Source organism: Bacillus sp. ISL-57 (assembly GCF_018613135.1).
Taxonomy (GTDB): domain Bacteria; phylum Bacillota; class Bacilli; order Bacillales; family DSM-1321; genus Peribacillus; species Peribacillus frigoritolerans.
In genome coordinates, this window is record NZ_JAGGQV010000001.1 from 483,542 (window position 1) to 500,878 (window position 17,337).

General features: G+C 38.8%; 19 protein-coding genes and 1 pseudogene. 14 read left to right on the plus strand and 6 right to left on the minus strand.

The genetic code is table 11. The features are described 5' to 3' along the window. The first annotated feature begins 11 nt into the window (after positions 1-11). The 7 genes from J7I90_RS02335 (at position 12) to J7I90_RS02365 (ending at position 7,711) form a co-directional block, all read left to right on the plus strand. A complete protein-coding gene (locus J7I90_RS02335) occupies positions 12-1,013 on the plus strand; it encodes a C40 family peptidase (protein ID WP_251025046.1) in 1,002 nt (333 codons plus the stop codon). A 304-nt stretch (positions 1,014-1,317) separates the two neighbouring features. After that, positions 1,318-3,117 (plus strand): S9 family peptidase, encoded by a 1,800-nt coding sequence (locus J7I90_RS02340; protein ID WP_214768220.1) that lies wholly within the window; start codon positions 1,318-1,320, stop codon positions 3,115-3,117. 475 nt (positions 3,118-3,592) lie between these two features. Next, positions 3,593-4,390: a DUF2935 domain-containing protein gene (locus J7I90_RS02345; protein ID WP_214768221.1), complete on the plus strand. Its 798-nt coding sequence runs from the start codon at positions 3,593-3,595 to the stop codon at positions 4,388-4,390. 147 nt (positions 4,391-4,537) lie between these two features. Next, positions 4,538-5,188: a GntR family transcriptional regulator gene (locus J7I90_RS02350; protein ID WP_214768222.1), complete on the plus strand. Its 651-nt coding sequence runs from the start codon at positions 4,538-4,540 to the stop codon at positions 5,186-5,188. 113 nt (positions 5,189-5,301) lie between these two features. Beyond that, the gene (locus tag J7I90_RS02355) at positions 5,302-6,090 is read left to right on the plus strand and encodes an SDR family NAD(P)-dependent oxidoreductase (protein ID WP_214768223.1); all 789 of its coding nucleotides are present in this window, start codon (positions 5,302-5,304) and stop codon (positions 6,088-6,090) included. 34 nt (positions 6,091-6,124) lie between these two features. Then, the gene (locus J7I90_RS02360) at positions 6,125-6,877 is read left to right on the plus strand and encodes an SDR family NAD(P)-dependent oxidoreductase (protein ID WP_214768224.1); all 753 of its coding nucleotides are present in this window, start codon (positions 6,125-6,127) and stop codon (positions 6,875-6,877) included. 48 nt (positions 6,878-6,925) lie between these two features. After that, positions 6,926-7,711, plus strand: a complete 786-nt coding sequence (locus J7I90_RS02365) for a glucose 1-dehydrogenase (protein WP_214768225.1) — start codon at positions 6,926-6,928, stop codon at positions 7,709-7,711. Positions 7,712-7,900: 189 nt separating this feature from the next. Here J7I90_RS02365 and J7I90_RS02370 read toward each other — a convergent pair whose 3' ends face one another. Next, positions 7,901-8,056 (minus strand): DUF4021 domain-containing protein, encoded by a 156-nt coding sequence (locus J7I90_RS02370; RefSeq protein WP_214768226.1) that lies wholly within the window; start codon positions 8,054-8,056, stop codon positions 7,901-7,903. Between the two features lie 156 nt (positions 8,057-8,212). Between J7I90_RS02370 and J7I90_RS02375 the strand changes: the two genes are divergently transcribed. Beyond that, positions 8,213-8,863 (plus strand): lysozyme family protein, encoded by a 651-nt coding sequence (locus J7I90_RS02375; protein WP_311315165.1) that lies wholly within the window; start codon positions 8,213-8,215, stop codon positions 8,861-8,863. A gap of 88 nt (positions 8,864-8,951) precedes the next feature. On the opposite strand, the gene J7I90_RS02380 is transcribed toward J7I90_RS02375, so the two are convergent. The 4 genes from J7I90_RS02380 to J7I90_RS02395 all read right to left on the minus strand — a co-directional run bounded on the left by J7I90_RS02380 (position 8,952) and on the right by J7I90_RS02395 (position 11,407). Further along, positions 8,952-9,503, minus strand: coding sequence for a ribonuclease FAU-1 family protein (locus tag J7I90_RS02380; RefSeq protein ID WP_214768227.1), 552 nt, complete (start codon positions 9,501-9,503; stop codon positions 8,952-8,954). 162 nt (positions 9,504-9,665) lie between these two features. Further along, complete coding sequence (locus J7I90_RS02385) at positions 9,666-10,166, minus strand: VOC family protein (RefSeq protein WP_214768228.1); 501 nt, start codon at positions 10,164-10,166, stop codon at positions 9,666-9,668. 298 nt (positions 10,167-10,464) lie between these two features. After that, the gene (locus tag J7I90_RS02390) at positions 10,465-10,878 is read right to left on the minus strand and encodes a VOC family protein (RefSeq protein ID WP_214768229.1); all 414 of its coding nucleotides are present in this window, start codon (positions 10,876-10,878) and stop codon (positions 10,465-10,467) included. Positions 10,879-10,939: 61 nt separating this feature from the next. Continuing rightward, the gene (locus J7I90_RS02395) at positions 10,940-11,407 is read right to left on the minus strand and encodes a DinB family protein (protein WP_251025047.1); all 468 of its coding nucleotides are present in this window, start codon (positions 11,405-11,407) and stop codon (positions 10,940-10,942) included. Positions 11,408-11,645: 238 nt separating this feature from the next. Here J7I90_RS02395 and J7I90_RS02400 point away from each other — a divergent pair, with 238 nt between their 5' ends. Continuing rightward, positions 11,646-12,062, plus strand: a complete 417-nt coding sequence (locus J7I90_RS02400) for a hypothetical protein (RefSeq protein WP_251025048.1) — start codon at positions 11,646-11,648, stop codon at positions 12,060-12,062. 196 nt (positions 12,063-12,258) lie between these two features. Further along, positions 12,259-12,637, plus strand: a pseudogene (locus tag J7I90_RS02405) (VOC family protein). A gap of 98 nt (positions 12,638-12,735) precedes the next feature. On the opposite strand, the gene J7I90_RS02410 reads toward J7I90_RS02405, so the two are convergent. Beyond that, the gene (locus J7I90_RS02410; protein ID WP_214768230.1) at positions 12,736-13,056 is read right to left on the minus strand and encodes a 2Fe-2S iron-sulfur cluster-binding protein; all 321 of its coding nucleotides are present in this window, start codon (positions 13,054-13,056) and stop codon (positions 12,736-12,738) included. A gap of 276 nt (positions 13,057-13,332) precedes the next feature. On the opposite strand from J7I90_RS02410, the gene cdaS reads away from it, so the two are divergent. From cdaS to J7I90_RS02430, 4 genes are all read left to right on the plus strand, one after another. Further along, positions 13,333-13,953, plus strand: coding sequence for a sporulation-specific diadenylate cyclase CdaS (gene cdaS, locus J7I90_RS02415; protein WP_214768231.1), 621 nt, complete (start codon positions 13,333-13,335; stop codon positions 13,951-13,953). A 267-nt stretch (positions 13,954-14,220) separates the two neighbouring features. Next, the gene (map, locus tag J7I90_RS02420) at positions 14,221-14,967 is read left to right on the plus strand and encodes a type I methionyl aminopeptidase (RefSeq protein WP_214768232.1); all 747 of its coding nucleotides are present in this window, start codon (positions 14,221-14,223) and stop codon (positions 14,965-14,967) included. 233 nt (positions 14,968-15,200) lie between these two features. Next, positions 15,201-15,956, plus strand: a complete 756-nt coding sequence (locus tag J7I90_RS27940; RefSeq protein ID WP_048684497.1) for a PadR family transcriptional regulator — start codon at positions 15,201-15,203, stop codon at positions 15,954-15,956. Between the two features lie 111 nt (positions 15,957-16,067). Continuing rightward, positions 16,068-17,315, plus strand: coding sequence for a GTPase family protein (locus tag J7I90_RS02430; RefSeq protein ID WP_214768233.1), 1,248 nt, complete (start codon positions 16,068-16,070; stop codon positions 17,313-17,315). The last annotated feature ends 22 nt before the right edge of the window (positions 17,316-17,337 follow it).

Here is a 17,337-nt window from a genome sequence, read left to right on the forward strand (position 1 = left end):
GGGTGAATGAATTGAAAAGGTTAACCGTTTTTGTGTTATCATTATTGGCTTTTGGTATTTTAGTATTCAGTCCCAATGAAGCTAGTTCCAAGGAGAAGCAGAGAAATGCCTATGTTGATGTGAACGTGGCCACTCTTTGGACTGAGCCGGGATTGTTAAGGGGAATCGATGCCCCTTCTGCATCGAATCCCGCTGATTTGAATGAATGGATCAGCTCGATGAAATATGAAGACAAGCTGTGGCTTGTAGGAAAACTGGAAACACAAGCTTTATATGGTTCTAAAGTGACGATCCTTGAAGAACGTGGCGAATGGGTGAAAGTAGCCGTTTCCAATCAGCCTACACCCCGCAATGATATTGGTTACCCAGGTTGGATGCCAAAGGCACAATTAAAAGAAGGACATTCTTTTGAGAAGCAATTTAAACGAGGATTTGCCCTTGTAAATGCCCCGAAGACCTGGCTTTATTCGGATTCGAAACTTCGGTCCGAATTCATGGAAGTCAGCTTCAATACCCGGCTTCCGCTATTGCAGGTGAAAAAAGATAAAGTGAAGGTGATGACACCGGATAATGGGGCAAAATGGATGGAAAAGCAAGAAGTGTCAGTCTATCAAAATGAAAATCAAATACCGGCTCCAACCGGTAAGGACATCGTTGAATCAGGAAAAGGTTTTTTGGGGCTACCTTACCTATGGGCTGGAATGTCCGGTTTTGGATTTGACTGTTCTGGATTTACGTATACGATGTACCATGCTAATGGAATAACGATCCCAAGGGACTCTTCCATACAGGCTCAGCATGGCAAAAAGGTTGAAAAAGAAAATCTACAACCAGGTGACTTACTATTTTTTGCCCATGATAAAGGGAAAGGAAAGGTCCATCATGTCGGAATGTATATTGGTGACGGCAAAATGATCCATTCACCTAACAGCTCAACACATGTAAGGGTAGATGAAATAAAAACATCGGGATACGGAGAGGAATATGCCGGAGCAAGAAGATATATCGATTGATCTTAAGGGGAAGCTTAAGAGCTCATTGCTCTTAAGTTTTTTTCATATTAAACAGATCTTCTCTCAGTCTATCGAGACCCCGATGTCTTTAAAAAGGAATAGTTTTGCATAACCTGGATGTTCCGGATGCCTATAGAGTGTTTAGTTAATATTAAATGAGAAAAAATATATTTCCGGATGATTTTTATCCATATTTCGCTAGTTAAAACCTTAATTAACTATTTCCTTAGTATCGATAAGGAAAAATATGGTATAATTATTAACAAATATTTCTCAATATTATAAAAGTAAGGGGTTGCCAATGATGATCACTTTTCCAAAACCTGATGTTGAGCAATTTTTACGAACGTTTTCCATTTCTGATTTTGCTGTAAGTCCAGATGAAAAACATCTGGTTTTCAGTACCAATTTGAGCGGCAAGTATAATTTATGGGGAATGGATTTGCCAAACTCCTTTCCTTATCCTCTAACATCCATCGATCAAAGCTGCCAAGGGCTTATATATGATAAGAAGAGCCGGTTTATCATTGCTGGTTTCGATCAAGACGGTAATGAAAATACCCAGTTTTACGGAGTTTCTTTGAATGGAGGTACATTGAAGGAAATCGTTAATCATGAAAATACACGAAATTTCATGCCAAAATTATCGAATGATAGGAAAAAGCTCTATTACACGACATCCAGAGGAAATCCTTCCTTTCTAAATTCCTATTGTTTGGATTTAGAATCAGGACAGGAAAGACTGGTACTGGAGGGGAAAGATGCAGCGACCTATTTATTTGGCTTCAGCCCTGATGAAGAAACCTTACTTTACTATAGACATTTTGCTAATACATACACTCTTCTCTATGCAAAAAAAGGGAACGAAGATATCCTGCTCACTCCGCCGACAGAGAAACAACACACAGTGAATGATGGGGTTTTTGTTTCGGATTCGATGATATATTTATTGACTGATTATGATTCGGACTTTACCTATTTGGCTTCATACAACCTTGAAACAAACAAGTTCTGTAAAGTTAAAGAATTGGAGAATGAGAGTTTTACTGCCATTACTTATAGTAAAGAGAATCAATTATTATATTTAACCAGTCAAAAGGGTGTAGAGGATAAATTATATGAAATCAATCTGCAAAATGAAAATTGGAGAAACATCCCCGTGCCATGCAGTGTCATTAATAAACTTGAAGTTGCTGCATCAGGCACGCTTTACCTATTTGGCATGAGTGCAACCAAGCCTCATAATATCTATAAAAATACAGGTGATGAGTGGGTATCATTAACTAAATATACTGTTCCTTGCGTCGATTCTAATGAATTGGTTGAACCGGACATCATTACCTACCCTTCCTTTGATGGCCGGGAGATCGAATCGTTATTTTTTAGGGCAAAAAAGGAAAATGACAATGGTGAAGTCATTTTTTGGCCTCATGGAGGACCTCAAGCGGCAGAACGGAAGTTTTTTAGAGCTTCATTTCAATTTTTCTTGAATAACGGTTACAGTATTTTCGCGCCAAACTTCCGCGGTTCAACTGGTTATGGTTTGGAATTCATGAAAATGGTAGAGGGAGATTGGGGAAATGGCCCGCGGCTTGATAATGTAGCCGGTCTTGATTGGCTGATAGACCAAGGGCATGCACAAAAAGGCAACATTCTTTTGATGGGCGGAAGCTTCGGAGGCTATATGGCTCTTCTGCTGCACGGGCGACATGCGGATTATTTTAAAGCGGTTGTCGATATTTTCGGCCCATCCAACCTATTCTCATTTATCAATTCCGTACCTGAAGACTGGAAGCCAGTCATGGACCAATGGGTAGGAAACCCTGAAAAAGATAAAGAAAAACTAATCGAGTTTTCGCCTATTACCTATCTGGAATCCATGATAAAGCCAATGCTTGTCATACAAGGAGCAAACGATCCCCGTGTCGTCAAAGAGGAATCGGATCAAATCGTTCAAGCGTTGAAGGATAAGGGAAGAGATGTCGATTATCTGCTTCTAGAAAATGAAGGACATGGATTTTCCAAAAAAGAAAATGAAATTGCCGTCTATCAAAAAATACTCTCCTTCTTAAAGCGGTTCACAGCAGTAACAGAGAAGGTATAATCCAAGTTTAGAACCCCTGCGCTCACGTTCAAAGTGATGAAGTAGGGGTTTTTGAGTACTCGTAGTTATAATGGCAGGCGCCTTAAGTGTGTGCCTGTGTTTATTTGCACTATTAAAGACCAAGGATGCACCTGGAGCAAAACCCTATTATCGTGACATTATTGTCTTCCATTTTTACTTTATCCTATGCTTCGAACTGGCCTGCCTTTCATCCCGGTCTTCCTTTTGTTGCTGTGCATAGAATCCATTTTCATGCATTATACATATGATTCTCATCACTTTTATTACAAATCAATGGGATTGAGAGGCGATAGTCCTTTTCCAATAATTAAACTGGTGGGCGGCCCTTGGGTTTACGTTCACTCCCTGTTTCTTTTTTTATTACGCCCCATATAATTTATTTTAATAAGTTTGTAGGTTTAAGAATACAAATAATAAGTGAGTTTCTTATACTTTAAAATATGGGGGAGAGCAAATGAACGAGTTTTTGGAGAAAACAGCAAGATTCGAACATCGGTTTTGGCTGCAAATCTTAGGAGACCATGCCAGGTTCATCCATGAGTCTTTAGCTCCGGTCGAAGTGGAATACATTGAAATTGCCTCAGAATTCATTCAAATTTTTGATACTCTCCTTGGTAAAGCCAATTCTGAAGAGATTACGCAGCTTACTGCCATTGCAGAACAAGAGACATTAAGATTTCGGGAGTTTAAGCTATGTCTTTTAAAAGAGCATCTGGTAGGTAAAATTAAAATACATCTTTCACCTTCATTCATAAATCATATGGTGAACGAATTAGAAGAATATTTAAGATTATTGAAATATTTCAATTCAAATCAAATGCCGCCGGTTTTTCATGAACTTCATCATCATTTGCTTTGGCTGCTAGATGCAGCAGGTCATGCAGGTGCAATATCATCCAATATGGATGATGTTGAAAAAAGATTAAAAGAGAAAAGTGAGCAATATAAAAAACATTTTAATGATTTTTATTTAAAAGCTGTTGAAATGGCAGGATTTTTACGAACCAATCTGTCAACGTTCCCAGCATTGGAAAAAATGAATGCGGACGTCACATTGGAAATTAAATTCTTCCAGCACTTCCTGCTTGAATTAGAAGAGCTTGACCTCAGTGCGCAGGCTCTTGGAACTTTTGCGCCATTAATGGCCGATCATATGTGGCGTGAAGAATGTTATTATTTAACGAAACTCGCTGAATCGACAGACATGGAAAAGCCAAACTGCGATCCAGCGAAACCGAGGCTAGTCGAATAAAAAAGTACCTCATGGAGCCCTTTCTTTAAATGGGCTCTTTATATGTGCTTTCCTTAATGGATGTGATTTATAAAGGAAGTTAATTCCTATCCTTATGTTATACTAGAAGAACTAAAATTAATTATAGAAGTATAGGAGTGCTGAAAGATGTTTGGAAATGCTTCCAATTTGACAGATGGCATTTATTTTGGAGAATCGTTACCACAACAAATCGCTAAACACATTTTAAAAAAAATCATTGAAGGTGAAATAGAAGCTGGAGAGAAAATCGTCGAAGAAGACATTTCCAAAGAATTGAACACTAGCCGTGCACCCGTACGCGAAGCCCTTTATTTACTGCAGGTTGACGGTATTGTTGAGAGGATGCCGCGGCGGGGAACGATCGTCAAGCCATTTTCACAAAGGGAAATCATTGAATATAATGATGTTACGATCGGACTGATCCAGATGGGCATTGAATTTTCCCAAGGGAATTGGCACTCAGAAAATAAGCAATCATTACAAAGGCATTTGGAAAGTGCAACCGATGAGTGTGAAAAAGGTAATGTTATCGAGTATCAAAAAAGGGCAACACAGATATTTCGATATATTTTTTCAATCGCCAATAACAAAGCATTAGCAAGATTTTTTGAAGAAGCCAGTCATATCCTCATGGTTTTTGCCCAAAGTCAATGGAATACGGAAACGATGGAAAGTTTCCATTTCAGATTAAAGATGTCTATTGAGGCCATTCTAGAAGATGATTTAGTTAAAGCAAAAAATGAAATTCATGAAGCCTTGAATCGTGGAGTGATGTAGAGTCTTTGACTCTAAAACCAAATTGTCGACAATCGACAAAAAGAATGTTATGATGTAATCGTATTCAAACAAGAATATCTTCACCAAGATTAAAGGGAGAAAGGGAGAATATTATGCAAGCATTCGATTTTACGGAAAAAGTAGCAATTGTTACCGGTGGCGGCGGGGGTATCGGCCGGGCAGCTTCTATTACACTTTCAGAAAATGGTGCCAAAGTGGTTGTTGTAGACCTTTCCGAAGAGGCTGGCATGCTAACGGTAAATGAAATCAAAGAAAACGGCGGCGAAGCGAAATTCGTAAAAGCCGATGTTACAAAGGAAGACGATATAAAAAATTATGTTCAAAAAACGATAGATTTCTATGGAAAAATCGATATTTTCTTGAATAATGCAGGTTGGGAAGGCAAAATAATGCCGCTTATCGACTATCCTGCTGAGGTTTTCGATCAATTAATGTCAATAAATGTACGAGGTGTTTTCTTGGGCATGAAACATGTATTGCCCCATATGATTGAACAAAAAAGCGGGGCGGTCGTGAATACAGCTTCTGGAGCTGGTTTACTGGCAACGCCAAACATGGTGGCGTATGGCGCTAGTAAACATGCGGTTCTAGGAATGACGAAAACAGCTGGTGTCGAAGTAGCTCCACATGGTGTCCGGGTGAATGCCGTCTGCCCAGGTGTCGTCAACACGGCTATGATGCGGTCGATTGAAAGCGGATTTGGTCAAGGTGATTCCGCGGCAGCAGAAACGGCTAGAAAACAGTTGGAAGCAACTACTCCGGATGGCCGGTATGCTGAGCCTCAGGAAGTTGCAAATCTAATGATGTACTTAGTATCCGATCTTTCCAGCCATATTACGGGTCAAGAACTTGTAATCGATGGAGGGGCCATTTTAATCTGATTAGCAAAAAACATTATTAAAGGGGGACCCATACATGAGTTTAATAGGAAAAGTCATAATAATTACAGGAGCGGGCAGTGGAATTGGTAAGGAAACGGCATATAAATTAGCTGAACAGGGAGCTATTGTCGTAGCGGCTGATTATAATGATGTTGCCGCTAAGGAAACGGCTGAATCTATTCAACAAAAGGGAGGCACGGCATCTTTTGTGAAAGTGGACGTAGCTAAAGCGGAAGAAGTGGAAGCGATGGTCGAAGCAGCAATTGCCAATCATGGCACCATCAATGGCATATTCAACAACGCTGGAATTGGACTAGTAAAACCATTTTTGGAAATGGATCCAGAATCATACCACAGAGTCGTTGATGTGGACCAACACGGTGTATATTATGGCATGTATTATGCGGCAAGGAAGATGGTGGAGCTTGGTGTAACTGGGGCAACGATCGTTAATACAGCATCTATATATGGGACAATGGTTTCAATTGGCAGCTTTAACTACCATGCCGCAAAAGCCGCTGTCATCGCGATGACTAAATCCGGTGCCATTGAACTTGCGCAATATGGGATTCGAGTTGTCGGCGTGGCACCAGGTTTCATCGAAACGCCTATCATTGGTGATGATCAAAAGTTCCTGGACAGTTTGGCACAACTTCATATGAGGAAAAAATTGATTCAGCCAGAAAAAGTTGCTGAAGTTGTAACGTTCTTGTTCTCTGAAAAAGCAGATGCCATAAACGGACAAGTCATCCCTGTTGATGATGGATTCTTAAGCTTTAAAGGATAATTATAATTAAAGGATTTTCGAAATAACTTAAAAAGGGAGTTTTGACAAATGAGCGAACGATTCGATGGAAAAGTTGTAATCATTACTGGGGCAGGATCAGGGTTAGGACAAGCAGCCGCTTTGGAATTGGCTAAAGAAGGGGCTAAACTTTCATTAGTTGATTTAAACGATGCATCTTTGGAAGAGACAAAAAAATTAATCTTGGAAATTGCACCAAAATCGGACGTGCTTCTGGTCACTGCAGATGTATCGGATGAAGAAGCAGTAAAGAACTATGTAGACCAAACAGTCAGCAAGTATGGCAGAATCGATGCATTTTATAATAATGCGGGTATCGAAGGTAAACAAGCCCCTATGGCTGAATACGATAGCGAAGTTTTCAACAAAGTAACGGACATCAATATCAATGGTGTATTCTTTGGTATGAAATACATTCTGCCAATCATGAAAGAACAAGGGGCAGGGGCAGTGGTGAACGTGGCTTCCGTAGGTGGAATTCGTGCTGTACTTAACCAAAGTGCATACGTTGCGAGTAAGCATGCTGTTGCAGGCTTAACGAAAACAGCTGCCATAGAATATGGTCAATATGGAATCAGCATTAATGCCATTGCACCAGGAGTTATCTTAACGGCAATGGTAGAAGGTTCATTCAGGCAAATAGGCGGGGAAAATTGGGAAGAAGCAATGGCGGATTTCGTCAGTGTGAATCCTAAGAAACGTTTTGGTAAACCTGAAGAGGTCGGCCGTTTAGTCGCCTTCCTATTATCAGGGGAATCGGAATTCATCAACGGGGCAGTCATTCCGATTGATGGCGGACAATCTTCACAATACTAAACGTGTAAAGGGAGTGACAGTATTAGGTCACTCCCTTTTCAATCGTATCCTTTTAGATAATGACCAAATGAATTAAAATTTTAAAAATCAGTACGTTATGAAACAAAAAACGAACCTTTAGAATAGTATCGGAACTCATAAAAAAAACGCCATATAAGGTGCTTAACAAAGATTAAAGAAACCAATTCGTTACTTTTCTTTATCATGAAGCTTATCTTCATATTCAGTTTCCAACATACCATACAGACCATTCATTTCCTGTTCATCCGGATCTGCCCCAAACTCGTTTCTATAATTTTTTTTTTTATCATCAAGGATTTCTTCTTTTTCATTCTTCTTCTCCATACATATCACCTCCAACCAATAGAGTGCCTCATTGTTCGATAAAATATGCATGGTAATCTCATTTGCAAAACGTTTTATTGGGTATTCTAAATAGTTATTAGTCTTACTATTTGTTAAGATATAAATATATTAACTTAGAGATATCGGAGAGGGAATGTGAAGAAGAAGAAACGTAAGAAATCAAAGAAAGTTTTTACCATTTTCATCCTGATTTTTGGATTTTTGCTCATTAAGGAGATCATGAAAACCCCCTATTCCGAAAATGTTTCCACATCAGTAAATACGCTTGATTCTTTCGCGAACGTAAAAAAGTATAGCTCACTCCTTCAAGGGGAGTTGGCTAAATACGGACTTGAGGAGCATACTTCGACATTGATTGCTTTGATGCAGCAGGAAAGCCGAGGACGGGGCGGTGACCCAATGCAGGCATCTGAGTCAGCGGGTCTTGATCCAAATACAATCACAGATCCAACGGAAAGCATTAAGTATGGGGTGAAACATTTTAAGAGGATCAATGAATATGGCAATGAAAAGGGTGTGGATTTTGCCACGATCATTCAAGCATATAACATGGGTATTGGTTATATTGATTTCGTGGCGAATGAAGGGGGCAAGCATAATGAAGAGCTTGCGAAGAAGTTCTCCATGCTTCAGGTCGAAAAGAACCCCAAGCTTTATGATTGCGGCGGGGACAAGGATAATTTTCGGTACCCATATTGCTACGGTGACTACTCATACAGTGCAAAGGTATATAAAAACATTGAGGAGCTTGACAACAGTATATCGGCTCAAGCTGATGGTGAGTGAGGGGAACAAAAAGCCTGCTGAATGAAGTAGGCTTTTTGTTCATGGTAATGCTACCTCTTTTGCGGAGTTCAAAGAATTAAAACGATTGTCATTTATTGTTCAACCATGGAAGGAGGTCGTTATGTTTATAGAGTTTCCCGGATTCCTCAATGATTTGTGAAAGAAGGATATCAATGGAATCAAGTAAAGAGTTTAAGGCTTGTTTAACAGAACCACTCTCAAATTGCTCTAAGGGCACAGGTAACTCTTCCTCGTCCAAAATAAAATGTGACCCATCCGGAAGCACCAAGATATCAATGATCAAATCCTCAAAGGATAACAACTTATCCGCCAAATATGTATTTTTTACAATATTAAAATAGGAACCTAAATAATTGCCTTCAAAATCTCTCCAAAGGTATAAATTATAAGGGCGGTCTTTCCAATAATAAGCTATCGTATAACTTCCAATGGGTATGTTTAATTCTATGGGACCCGCTTTCATCGTAAACGCATCCATGATTTCATGAAATAGCACGACATGATGATTTTGTGCGTTTAATAGCATACAGGTATGTTCTACAATTAAAGAGTCATAGCGGATTTTTCTTTCAATTATTTCATTGCCCAGTTTAAGCGGTGTTGTATATATATTGTCCATCATTTTATTTCTCCCTTAAAAACCATCTAGATCATTATGCCATTTGTTTCTTTTACTTTGGTAAATATTAAAACCTAATTTCACAAGTACCGAGAGATTAGGCTTTAACTATTTTCAAAATCGTTCACTCTTCTGCCTAATCTGAATGTTGTTTATTGGAACTTATCCTTGATACGCCTGCTCTAAAGTTTTAATGTCAATTTTCTTCATTTGGAGCAACGCCTTCATCATTCTTTCCGATTTTTCAGGATTGGAGTCGTTCACCATCTCGGTTAGACTTTCTGGGATGATTTGCCATGACACGCCAAATTGATCTTTCAGCCAACCACACACTTGCGCCTTTTCATCTCCGCCTGCCGAGAGTTTTCCCCAATAATAGTCCAATTCTTTTTGATCCTCGCAATGGATGATAAATGATATTGCCTCTGTGAATTTGAATTGAGGACCGCCATTTAATGCTACGAATTTTTGTCCTTCCAATTCAAATTCCACGGTCATCACAGAACCCATTGTCTTTCCATGGATTTGATTTCCTTCATTTCCATAGCTAGTGATTCTTCCGATCTCAGAATTTTCAAAGATGGATGTGTAGAACTTCGCCGCTTCTTCGGCTTGTGAATCAAACCAAAGGTTAGTGGTGATTTTTTGAATTTTGTTTTTCATGATTTTTCTCCTTTATTGTTTGCATGTTAGCCAGGATAACTAAACTTGCCATTATCAAGGAATTACGATTATTCAATAAGATTAAACATCTTGAAGGTACATATACTATACACCAATTATCATGACCAAAGAAAATGGTGTAAGGTTAGGGTGCGTTTGTGTATTTTAATCGATCATTAAACTAAGCCCATTAATCCTTTGTTTGTTTGTTACAATATTCTTGCCTCAGGGTGATGGAAATACAAAAGGATATAGAAACTTCTCACCCGTGAAAAGTCCTATATCCAAAATTCGTTTCTCAGCTTTCGAAGTTAAATTGCCATTGGATTCCGAATCTATCGGTTAACTGACCGTAAATTTTACTCCAGAATGTTTCTTGCAGCTCTACACCAACAGTCCCGCCTTCACTTAGTTTGTTAAAGATCGATTTAATTTCCTCCACATCATTACCGACATATGCCAGGCTGATATTATTTCCTTCTACAAAAGGCATACCAGGAAAAGTATCTGAAAACATGATATTGCTTCCATTGATAGTCAGCCTTGTATGCATGACTAAATCTTTCGCTTCTTCTGGAAGGGGAAATTCCGGATTAGGCGGTGTTTCACCAAAGGTCATGATATTCGGTTGTTCCGTTCCAAAAATCTCCGCATAGAACTCTACCGCTTGTCGACAATTTCCATTAAAATTAAGATATGCATCAACTGTCATGTGTCTCACTCCTATTTTCTTATTAATTTTTCTTTGCTCCAATTTATTACTTAATGCATGATTATCTTACGAAAAATTCAGGTGGTTCAATTCCAAGCGTTCTAAGATAAATATAGCCTTGTCCCCTATGGTGGATCTCATTTTCCAGGGCATATTGAAGTCTATCAAAGTGGCTTTGTGAGGGACCGAAAAAAGGATCCTTTTCAACGACTCCAAGCGTTTCCTCGGTCATTTCCTCCCACAATTTCCTCGTCTCAACCCTTACTGCTTCGCATGCTGATATCAGGTCTTCTTTGGTGGAAATTACCGAAAAGGAATCTGGAAACTCCCAAATACCCAGTGCAATTCCACGCATATATCCAGTCTCAATGTTCATGACTTCTTTAACCATTTCTGCGAAAGGGCGAAGCTTCCCGGCCGGTGTATAATGAAATAATTCCTTTTCAGGGAAAGCTTCAACCACCCGCAACGTCAATCTCCTGTTGCCTTCCAATATATTTAACAAATCCTCTTTCGAAAGAACCACCATTTCACTCTCCTTTGATCAATACTCTGTATAAAAGTTCTGTGAAAAATCGAAAAGTCCTGCAAATTCCTGAATATAAAGAATGCATAGCTTTTTTTAATAAACAATGGAGCAATTCCATTAATGTATAATTAACCAATAGATAAAGTAAAAAGGGGAAATGTCATATGTTCGGTTCCTTAAATAAAACTAAATTAATAAAAAATGATTTAAAAGGCATTGCGAAATTAATGTTCAGGATGTGTCAGAAGACACTTGGGATCAAGAGAACCTAACAAAGAGAAATTTAGATTTTACTATTGAAAGCATTCGTCATATAGATGCTTATACGAAAAGATTAAGCATTACTCAAATGGGTAGGGAACTTTTAAAGAATCATTTTGATAATTTTGCGGTGAGGATAGGTGCGTATATTGGAGAAGTTATAAAAAGGAATATAAATCAAGATTATAAAAGGTATGAATATGATTCTGTATATCATTTTTCTTCTGCACTTGATGAAGTGAATAGGGGCATTAAAACAGAGATTGTTCTTTACTCCAAAAAGAGAGATAGAGTTATAATGCCATTGAATGTGGTAGCTCAACATCTGGAAGGGAATCCGGCACATACAGATTTCTTGGAATATGTAGAAGAAACAATTAAGCGAAATTCGTAATAGATATCTGCTTTCCTTAAACAATTGAGTTGTTTTCAAGAACATTCCCAAAAGAGGGAAAATTCAATTTTTGTAAATATTGATTAAAACTTTCATTTATTATACGATTTAATCAGTTATATTTTCCCAACCAGCAAGATGCTTATACATAAACGATTCAATTAATAACGGAACCAGCAGAAAGGGAGAGAAGCCAATGATTAATAAAGTCGGTCAAATTATGTTATACGTTAATAACCAAGATGAGTCATTGAAATTTTGGACGGAAAAATTCGGATTTAGCGTACTTTCTGAAGAAGATAACGGCCAAGGGTTAAGATGGATTGAAATAGCACCAAAAGGATGCACAAACGAGCATCATCCTGCATAATAAGGAATTCATTGCTAAAATGCAGCCTGAATTAAATCTAGCTACACCATCATTAATGTTTTACTCGGATAATCTTGATGAATTATATAAAGACTTTTCGGAGAAGAATATCAAAGTGGGAGAACTTGTAAATATGCCTTCTGGAAGAGTCTTCAATTTTGCTGATAATGAAGATAATTACTTTGCGGTCATGGAAAAGAAGTAAATCATTTAGCTAAAGATAAAAAACATCAAAACGACTAGAAAAAATATTTTTAGTCGTTTTGATGTTTTTCGATAAAACAACACTCTTTATGAAACTATTTAGCCTTCAGGCCTTGGCCCAGCAGGAAGTCCAGAGTTCTCAACCGTTTTGATCGGCCGAATTGTTATGTCTCCATTCACGTAAATTTGACAAGATAAACGCAAATGATCTTCCATTCCTTTTTCCTCAAAGACCTTTTTTTCTTTATGTGTGACCTCCAAAAAATCACCTGCCAATATTTCCACTCTGCAAGTTGTACACTTAGCTTTCCCACCGCATCGGTGGAGAATATTTATCCCGTTATCTTCCAATGCCAATACTAATTTTTTTCCCATTTCAACTTCAAACGTTCCTTGGTCAAATACTGTTACATAAGGCATCTAATACCACCTCTTATTATAGGATATCCATCAACAGGTCATTAATATATCTATTCTTTTACCTTGTCCATATGACATAAAAAAATGTGAAGTCACTGCTGATTGATAGTAAGGATGAATAATTAATTATCGTGAAGACAAACTTTAAGTACATTCTTCATAATTATTAATGTAAAAAGGGATAAATAGAGCTAGGGAAAATAAGAATGGTCTTATAGTGGGAATTAAAATCCATTGAAAAAAAAGAGTCGAATCATTAAAGGGAGGTGCATGCCTGTGAATAATGGCCATTGTGATTTTTCACCAATGAAACAAACGTTAAAAGAGGAGATACGTCAAGTAATATCGGCATTACAGGATAACTTAGAAGCAATGGGTGATGAAAATTATTGTCTTCTTGGAAATTTTGAGAAAATAAAGGATAAATTCATATACATTGATATGAAAGCAGCAACATTTTATTTAAACTGTTATTTGTCCCCGTTTACGGACAAATATCCGGAATTATCAACTTGTGTTCAAAATTTATCGAATTTGAGACATGGCGGGTTGATTGTGATTCAACGGGGAGATTCCCTTGGTTCATTGATTCAACCCGGTATTTCAATAGGAGCGGAGTTAACCCATTCTTTATTGGAATCGATTTTTTTTCCTGGAAATCCACTGCATGATGGAGCCGTTTTGGTTAGTCAGAACCAGATTGTTTCCGCAGCAAATGTCCTTCCGCTTTCGGACAGGTCAACCGGGGGAAAAAAACTGGGAACTCGCCACCGCTCTGCTTTGGGTTTATCTGAACGGAGTGATGCCCTTGTATTGGTAGTATCAGAGGAAACAGGAAGAGTTTCATTTGCATTGAATGGGAAACTGTACCCAATTAATACACACGGGCCTATATAGAATTATTAAGATTTAAGTCACAGGGTAATTATCATGTTCCAGGGCATTCACCCCTGGAATATTCAATCGCGTAAATAAGTAATCGCTGGATCTTTTTAGGCTTTTGTAATTTTGCTTATTTTATCAGAATTACAGGTACAGAAAATTTCATGACTTAATCAACCCGGTGATTTTTACCGGGTTTTTGGTTGCTTTTTATATAAAAAAAGGCATATGATAAATAAGGAGTCTCAAGCAGATAAGTTATAAAACGAAAGAGGATTTTACATGATAACCATTAAAAGTGAACGAGAAATAAATTTGATGCATGAAGCGGGCAAACTTCTTGCTGCGACGCATAGAGAAATTGCAAAAATGATAAAACCGGGAATCACGACTTGGGAAATCGAGGAATTTGTCGATCAATACTTGGCAGAGCATGGTGCTACACCTGAACAAAAGGGTTATAACGGCTATAAATATGCAACATGTGCCTCAGTGAATGACGTGATTTGTCACGGGTTTCCGCAAAAGAAAGCCCTAAAAGAGGGAGACATCGTCACGATCGATATGGTGGTGAACCTTAACGGCGGTTTGGCGGATTCAGCTTGGACATATGCAGTCGGAGAAGTTTCCGATGAAGCTCGGCGCTTAATGGATGTAACCAAGAATGCTTTATACAGAGGCATTGAAGTTGCACGGGCAGGAAACCGTCTCGGGGACATCGGTCATGCAATCCAGTCATATGCAGAAGGTGAAAAGTTTTCTGTTGTCCGCGATTTTACAGGACACGGAATCGGCAAAACCATGCACGAGGACCCTACCGTCCTACATTATGGTAAGCCAGGTAAAGGTGCCCGTTTAAAAGAGGGCATGGTCATCACGATCGAGCCTATGCTGAATGCAGGCACATGGCATATGAAAATGGACCAAGACGGCTGGACGGCGAGAACGGCAGATGGAAAGCTTTCCGCCCAATATGAACATACCCTCGTCATTACAAAAGAAGATCCGATCATTTTAACGGAACAGTAAGCAAAAAGAAGGAACGGCCTTATCATAGGCCGTTCCTTCTTTTTGTGTTTTAAACTATTTCACAATAAACCTCGACAGAATATTCAGAATTTCCCCATCCCACAATAGATCGAATCCAAAAAATTAGTACTAGGCAGTTTGGCATTAAAAACTTTACTATTATGTGGCAGCACAGGATAATAAGGGGAAGGAAGAAATATTTAATTATATACAGTATTAAGGGGGGAATGACTGTGAAGAAAGGGGAGAAACTGTCTGCGACGGTTGAAACCGTTGGGTTGAGCCAGCGCGAATTTTTAACGATTTTCCTACTTCACTCTTTAAGGATAAAAGCGAATTATCCAAGGGCGATTCACCAGGACCTGAAAAATACGTTCACTGGAAAAGTGCATAGCTATGACTATTTATGTAAAATATCGAATACGCTAGTCGAATCCAATCATTTATCATTATATACGAATAAGGGAAGAAATTATTATCAAATAACGGAAAAAGGCAAAGAGCTTTACATATGGTATCAAGAAAATTTCCTGGAACGGTTTTCCGAAGTGAAAAAGGTCATTGATCGCTTCATGTTCGATTTAAGGGGATCTGGTGAAAACCCACCGGTTGTAAATGAGCTTCCAGAAGAATACAGGTCTTATTTCTCGAAAATAATATCGGTGAAGGACCTTGTCCGTTATGTAACTTTAAAAGCCGCTTTCACTAAGAAACCCATTTATATGGGGGAAATTGGCGATCTGCTTAAAAATCAGTTCGGCTGGATCGCTTCAAATGGCTATTTATACGATTTATCTCATGAAATGGAAGAGAACGGCCTACTTGTCGGCAGGTGGGAAAGTGAAAAACGAACTAAACGGTATTTACGAATAACCGATGAAGGACAGCATCATTACAAACAGATTGCGGATTCTGCGGCCTTTCAAGTCCAGGAAATTCAAAAATACATGGCCAGTGTCGTTATGTTCTTAAAAGAAAAGAGTTATTGATTAGAGAAATGGAGCCCCTTAATTTGCAAGGAGAATGAAGTTACATGCTTAAATTAAATTGCTCAAGGGTAAATGTTACTTAAGACACTTCTTAAAAAGGGGGAATGGGTGATGGCGGAAAAACAAGATGAAAGGGGAAGCATATTCAGTTTCATTAAAGGCCAGGTAGATAAGCTCCCAATTTCACAATCGAAAAAGACCAAAATGCTCGACCAGCTCTTAAAGCTGAAAACGATGACTGTTGATGCAAGGGAACCCCGAATTGCTCTTGTCGGAAGGAGAGGGTCTGGAAAATCCTCACTGATCAATGCGATGTTTGGTCAGGAACGGCAATATGTCAGTTCCGTTAAATCTGGAACGGGTAAGGGGAAATGGTTATGGTACCCGAGTGATGCCGAACCCAAAATTCGTTTACTGGACTCACGGGGGCTGGGTGAGAGTGAAGCTCCTACGGAAGAGTTCGAAGAAGATACACCATTGGATGAATTGATAAAAGCGGTGACTGAAGAACAACCTGATGTGTTTCTTTTCTTAATTAAAGCAAAAGAAGCGGATTCACGTATTGAAGAAGATTTACAAGAATTGAATAAGCTGCGCAAGATCGTTAAAGAGAATCACCATTATGATGTACCTGTCATCTGTGTGGTCACACAAGTGGATGAATTAGATCCGCCACATTATAAACAAGTACCTTTTGATGCCAATCCTAAGAAAAAAAAGAATATTGATGAAGCCATCGCATTGATGTCAAAACGATTTAAAGATAGTGAAATACCACTTTTGAACATAATTCCTACTTGTTCGTATATTGACTTTGATGAAAGCGGAAATATTGAATATGATATGCGTTGGAACATAGATTTGCTTTCAGATTACTTAATTGAGGCCTTACCCAGTGAAGCGAAGCTGAAGACTGCCAAAGCGATGCAGAGCCAATTCGTAAAGAAGAAATTCGCGCGGACGATAGTGGGAACGTTTACGGCAATCGCAGGTCTAATAGGTGCAGAGCCAATACCTTTTGCCGATTTTCCCATTTTGACCGGCATTCAGGGTTTGATGATTGTGGTGATAGGTTTTATTGCGGATAAAGAAATCAATACGAAAACGGCAAGTGAATTCATTGCAGCGTTAGGAATCAATGTTGGCATCGGGCTCCTTGTCAGGGAAGGTGTCAGGGCTGCAGTCCGTTTCATCCCAGGAGCTGGTCTAGTCGTTTCCGGTGCGGTAGCGGGCGCCGTCACTTATGGAATCGGGCAAGCCGCGATAGCTTACTTTCTCGAAAACAAAAATATTGATCAGGCGAAGGAGGCTTACAAGAACGCGAACAAAGAATATAAAAATGAAGACATTGACTCTTAATGTGCAGATTCGAACCATAAAC

Excerpts from the sequence above, each read along its gene's own strand:
- J7I90_RS02340 (WP_214768220.1), top strand. The coding sequence starts at position 1,318 with ATGATCACTTTTCCAAAACCTGATGTTGAGCAATTTTTACGAACGTTT.
- J7I90_RS02345 (WP_214768221.1), top strand. The coding sequence starts at position 3,593 with ATGAACGAGTTTTTGGAGAAAACAGCAAGATTCGAACATCGGTTTTGG.
- J7I90_RS02350 (WP_214768222.1), top strand. The coding sequence starts at position 4,538 with ATGTTTGGAAATGCTTCCAATTTGACAGATGGCATTTATTTTGGAGAA.
- J7I90_RS02355 (WP_214768223.1), top strand. The coding sequence starts at position 5,302 with ATGCAAGCATTCGATTTTACGGAAAAAGTAGCAATTGTTACCGGTGGC.
- J7I90_RS02360 (WP_214768224.1), top strand. The coding sequence starts at position 6,125 with ATGAGTTTAATAGGAAAAGTCATAATAATTACAGGAGCGGGCAGTGGA.
- J7I90_RS02365 (WP_214768225.1), top strand. The coding sequence starts at position 6,926 with ATGAGCGAACGATTCGATGGAAAAGTTGTAATCATTACTGGGGCAGGA.
- J7I90_RS02370 (WP_214768226.1), bottom strand. The coding sequence starts at position 8,056 with ATGGAGAAGAAGAATGAAAAAGAAGAAATCCTTGATGATAAAAAAAAA.
- J7I90_RS02380 (WP_214768227.1), bottom strand. The coding sequence starts at position 9,503 with ATGGACAATATATATACAACACCGCTTAAACTGGGCAATGAAATAATT.
- J7I90_RS02385 (WP_214768228.1), bottom strand. The coding sequence starts at position 10,166 with ATGAAAAACAAAATTCAAAAAATCACCACTAACCTTTGGTTTGATTCA.
- J7I90_RS02390 (WP_214768229.1), bottom strand. The coding sequence starts at position 10,878 with ATGACAGTTGATGCATATCTTAATTTTAATGGAAATTGTCGACAAGCG.
- J7I90_RS02395 (WP_251025047.1), bottom strand. The coding sequence starts at position 11,407 with ATGGTGGTTCTTTCGAAAGAGGATTTGTTAAATATATTGGAAGGCAAC.
- J7I90_RS02410 (WP_214768230.1), bottom strand. The coding sequence starts at position 13,056 with ATGCCTTATGTAACAGTATTTGACCAAGGAACGTTTGAAGTTGAAATG.
- map (WP_214768232.1), top strand. The coding sequence starts at position 14,221 with ATGATAACCATTAAAAGTGAACGAGAAATAAATTTGATGCATGAAGCG.
- J7I90_RS02430 (WP_214768233.1), top strand. The coding sequence starts at position 16,068 with ATGGCGGAAAAACAAGATGAAAGGGGAAGCATATTCAGTTTCATTAAA.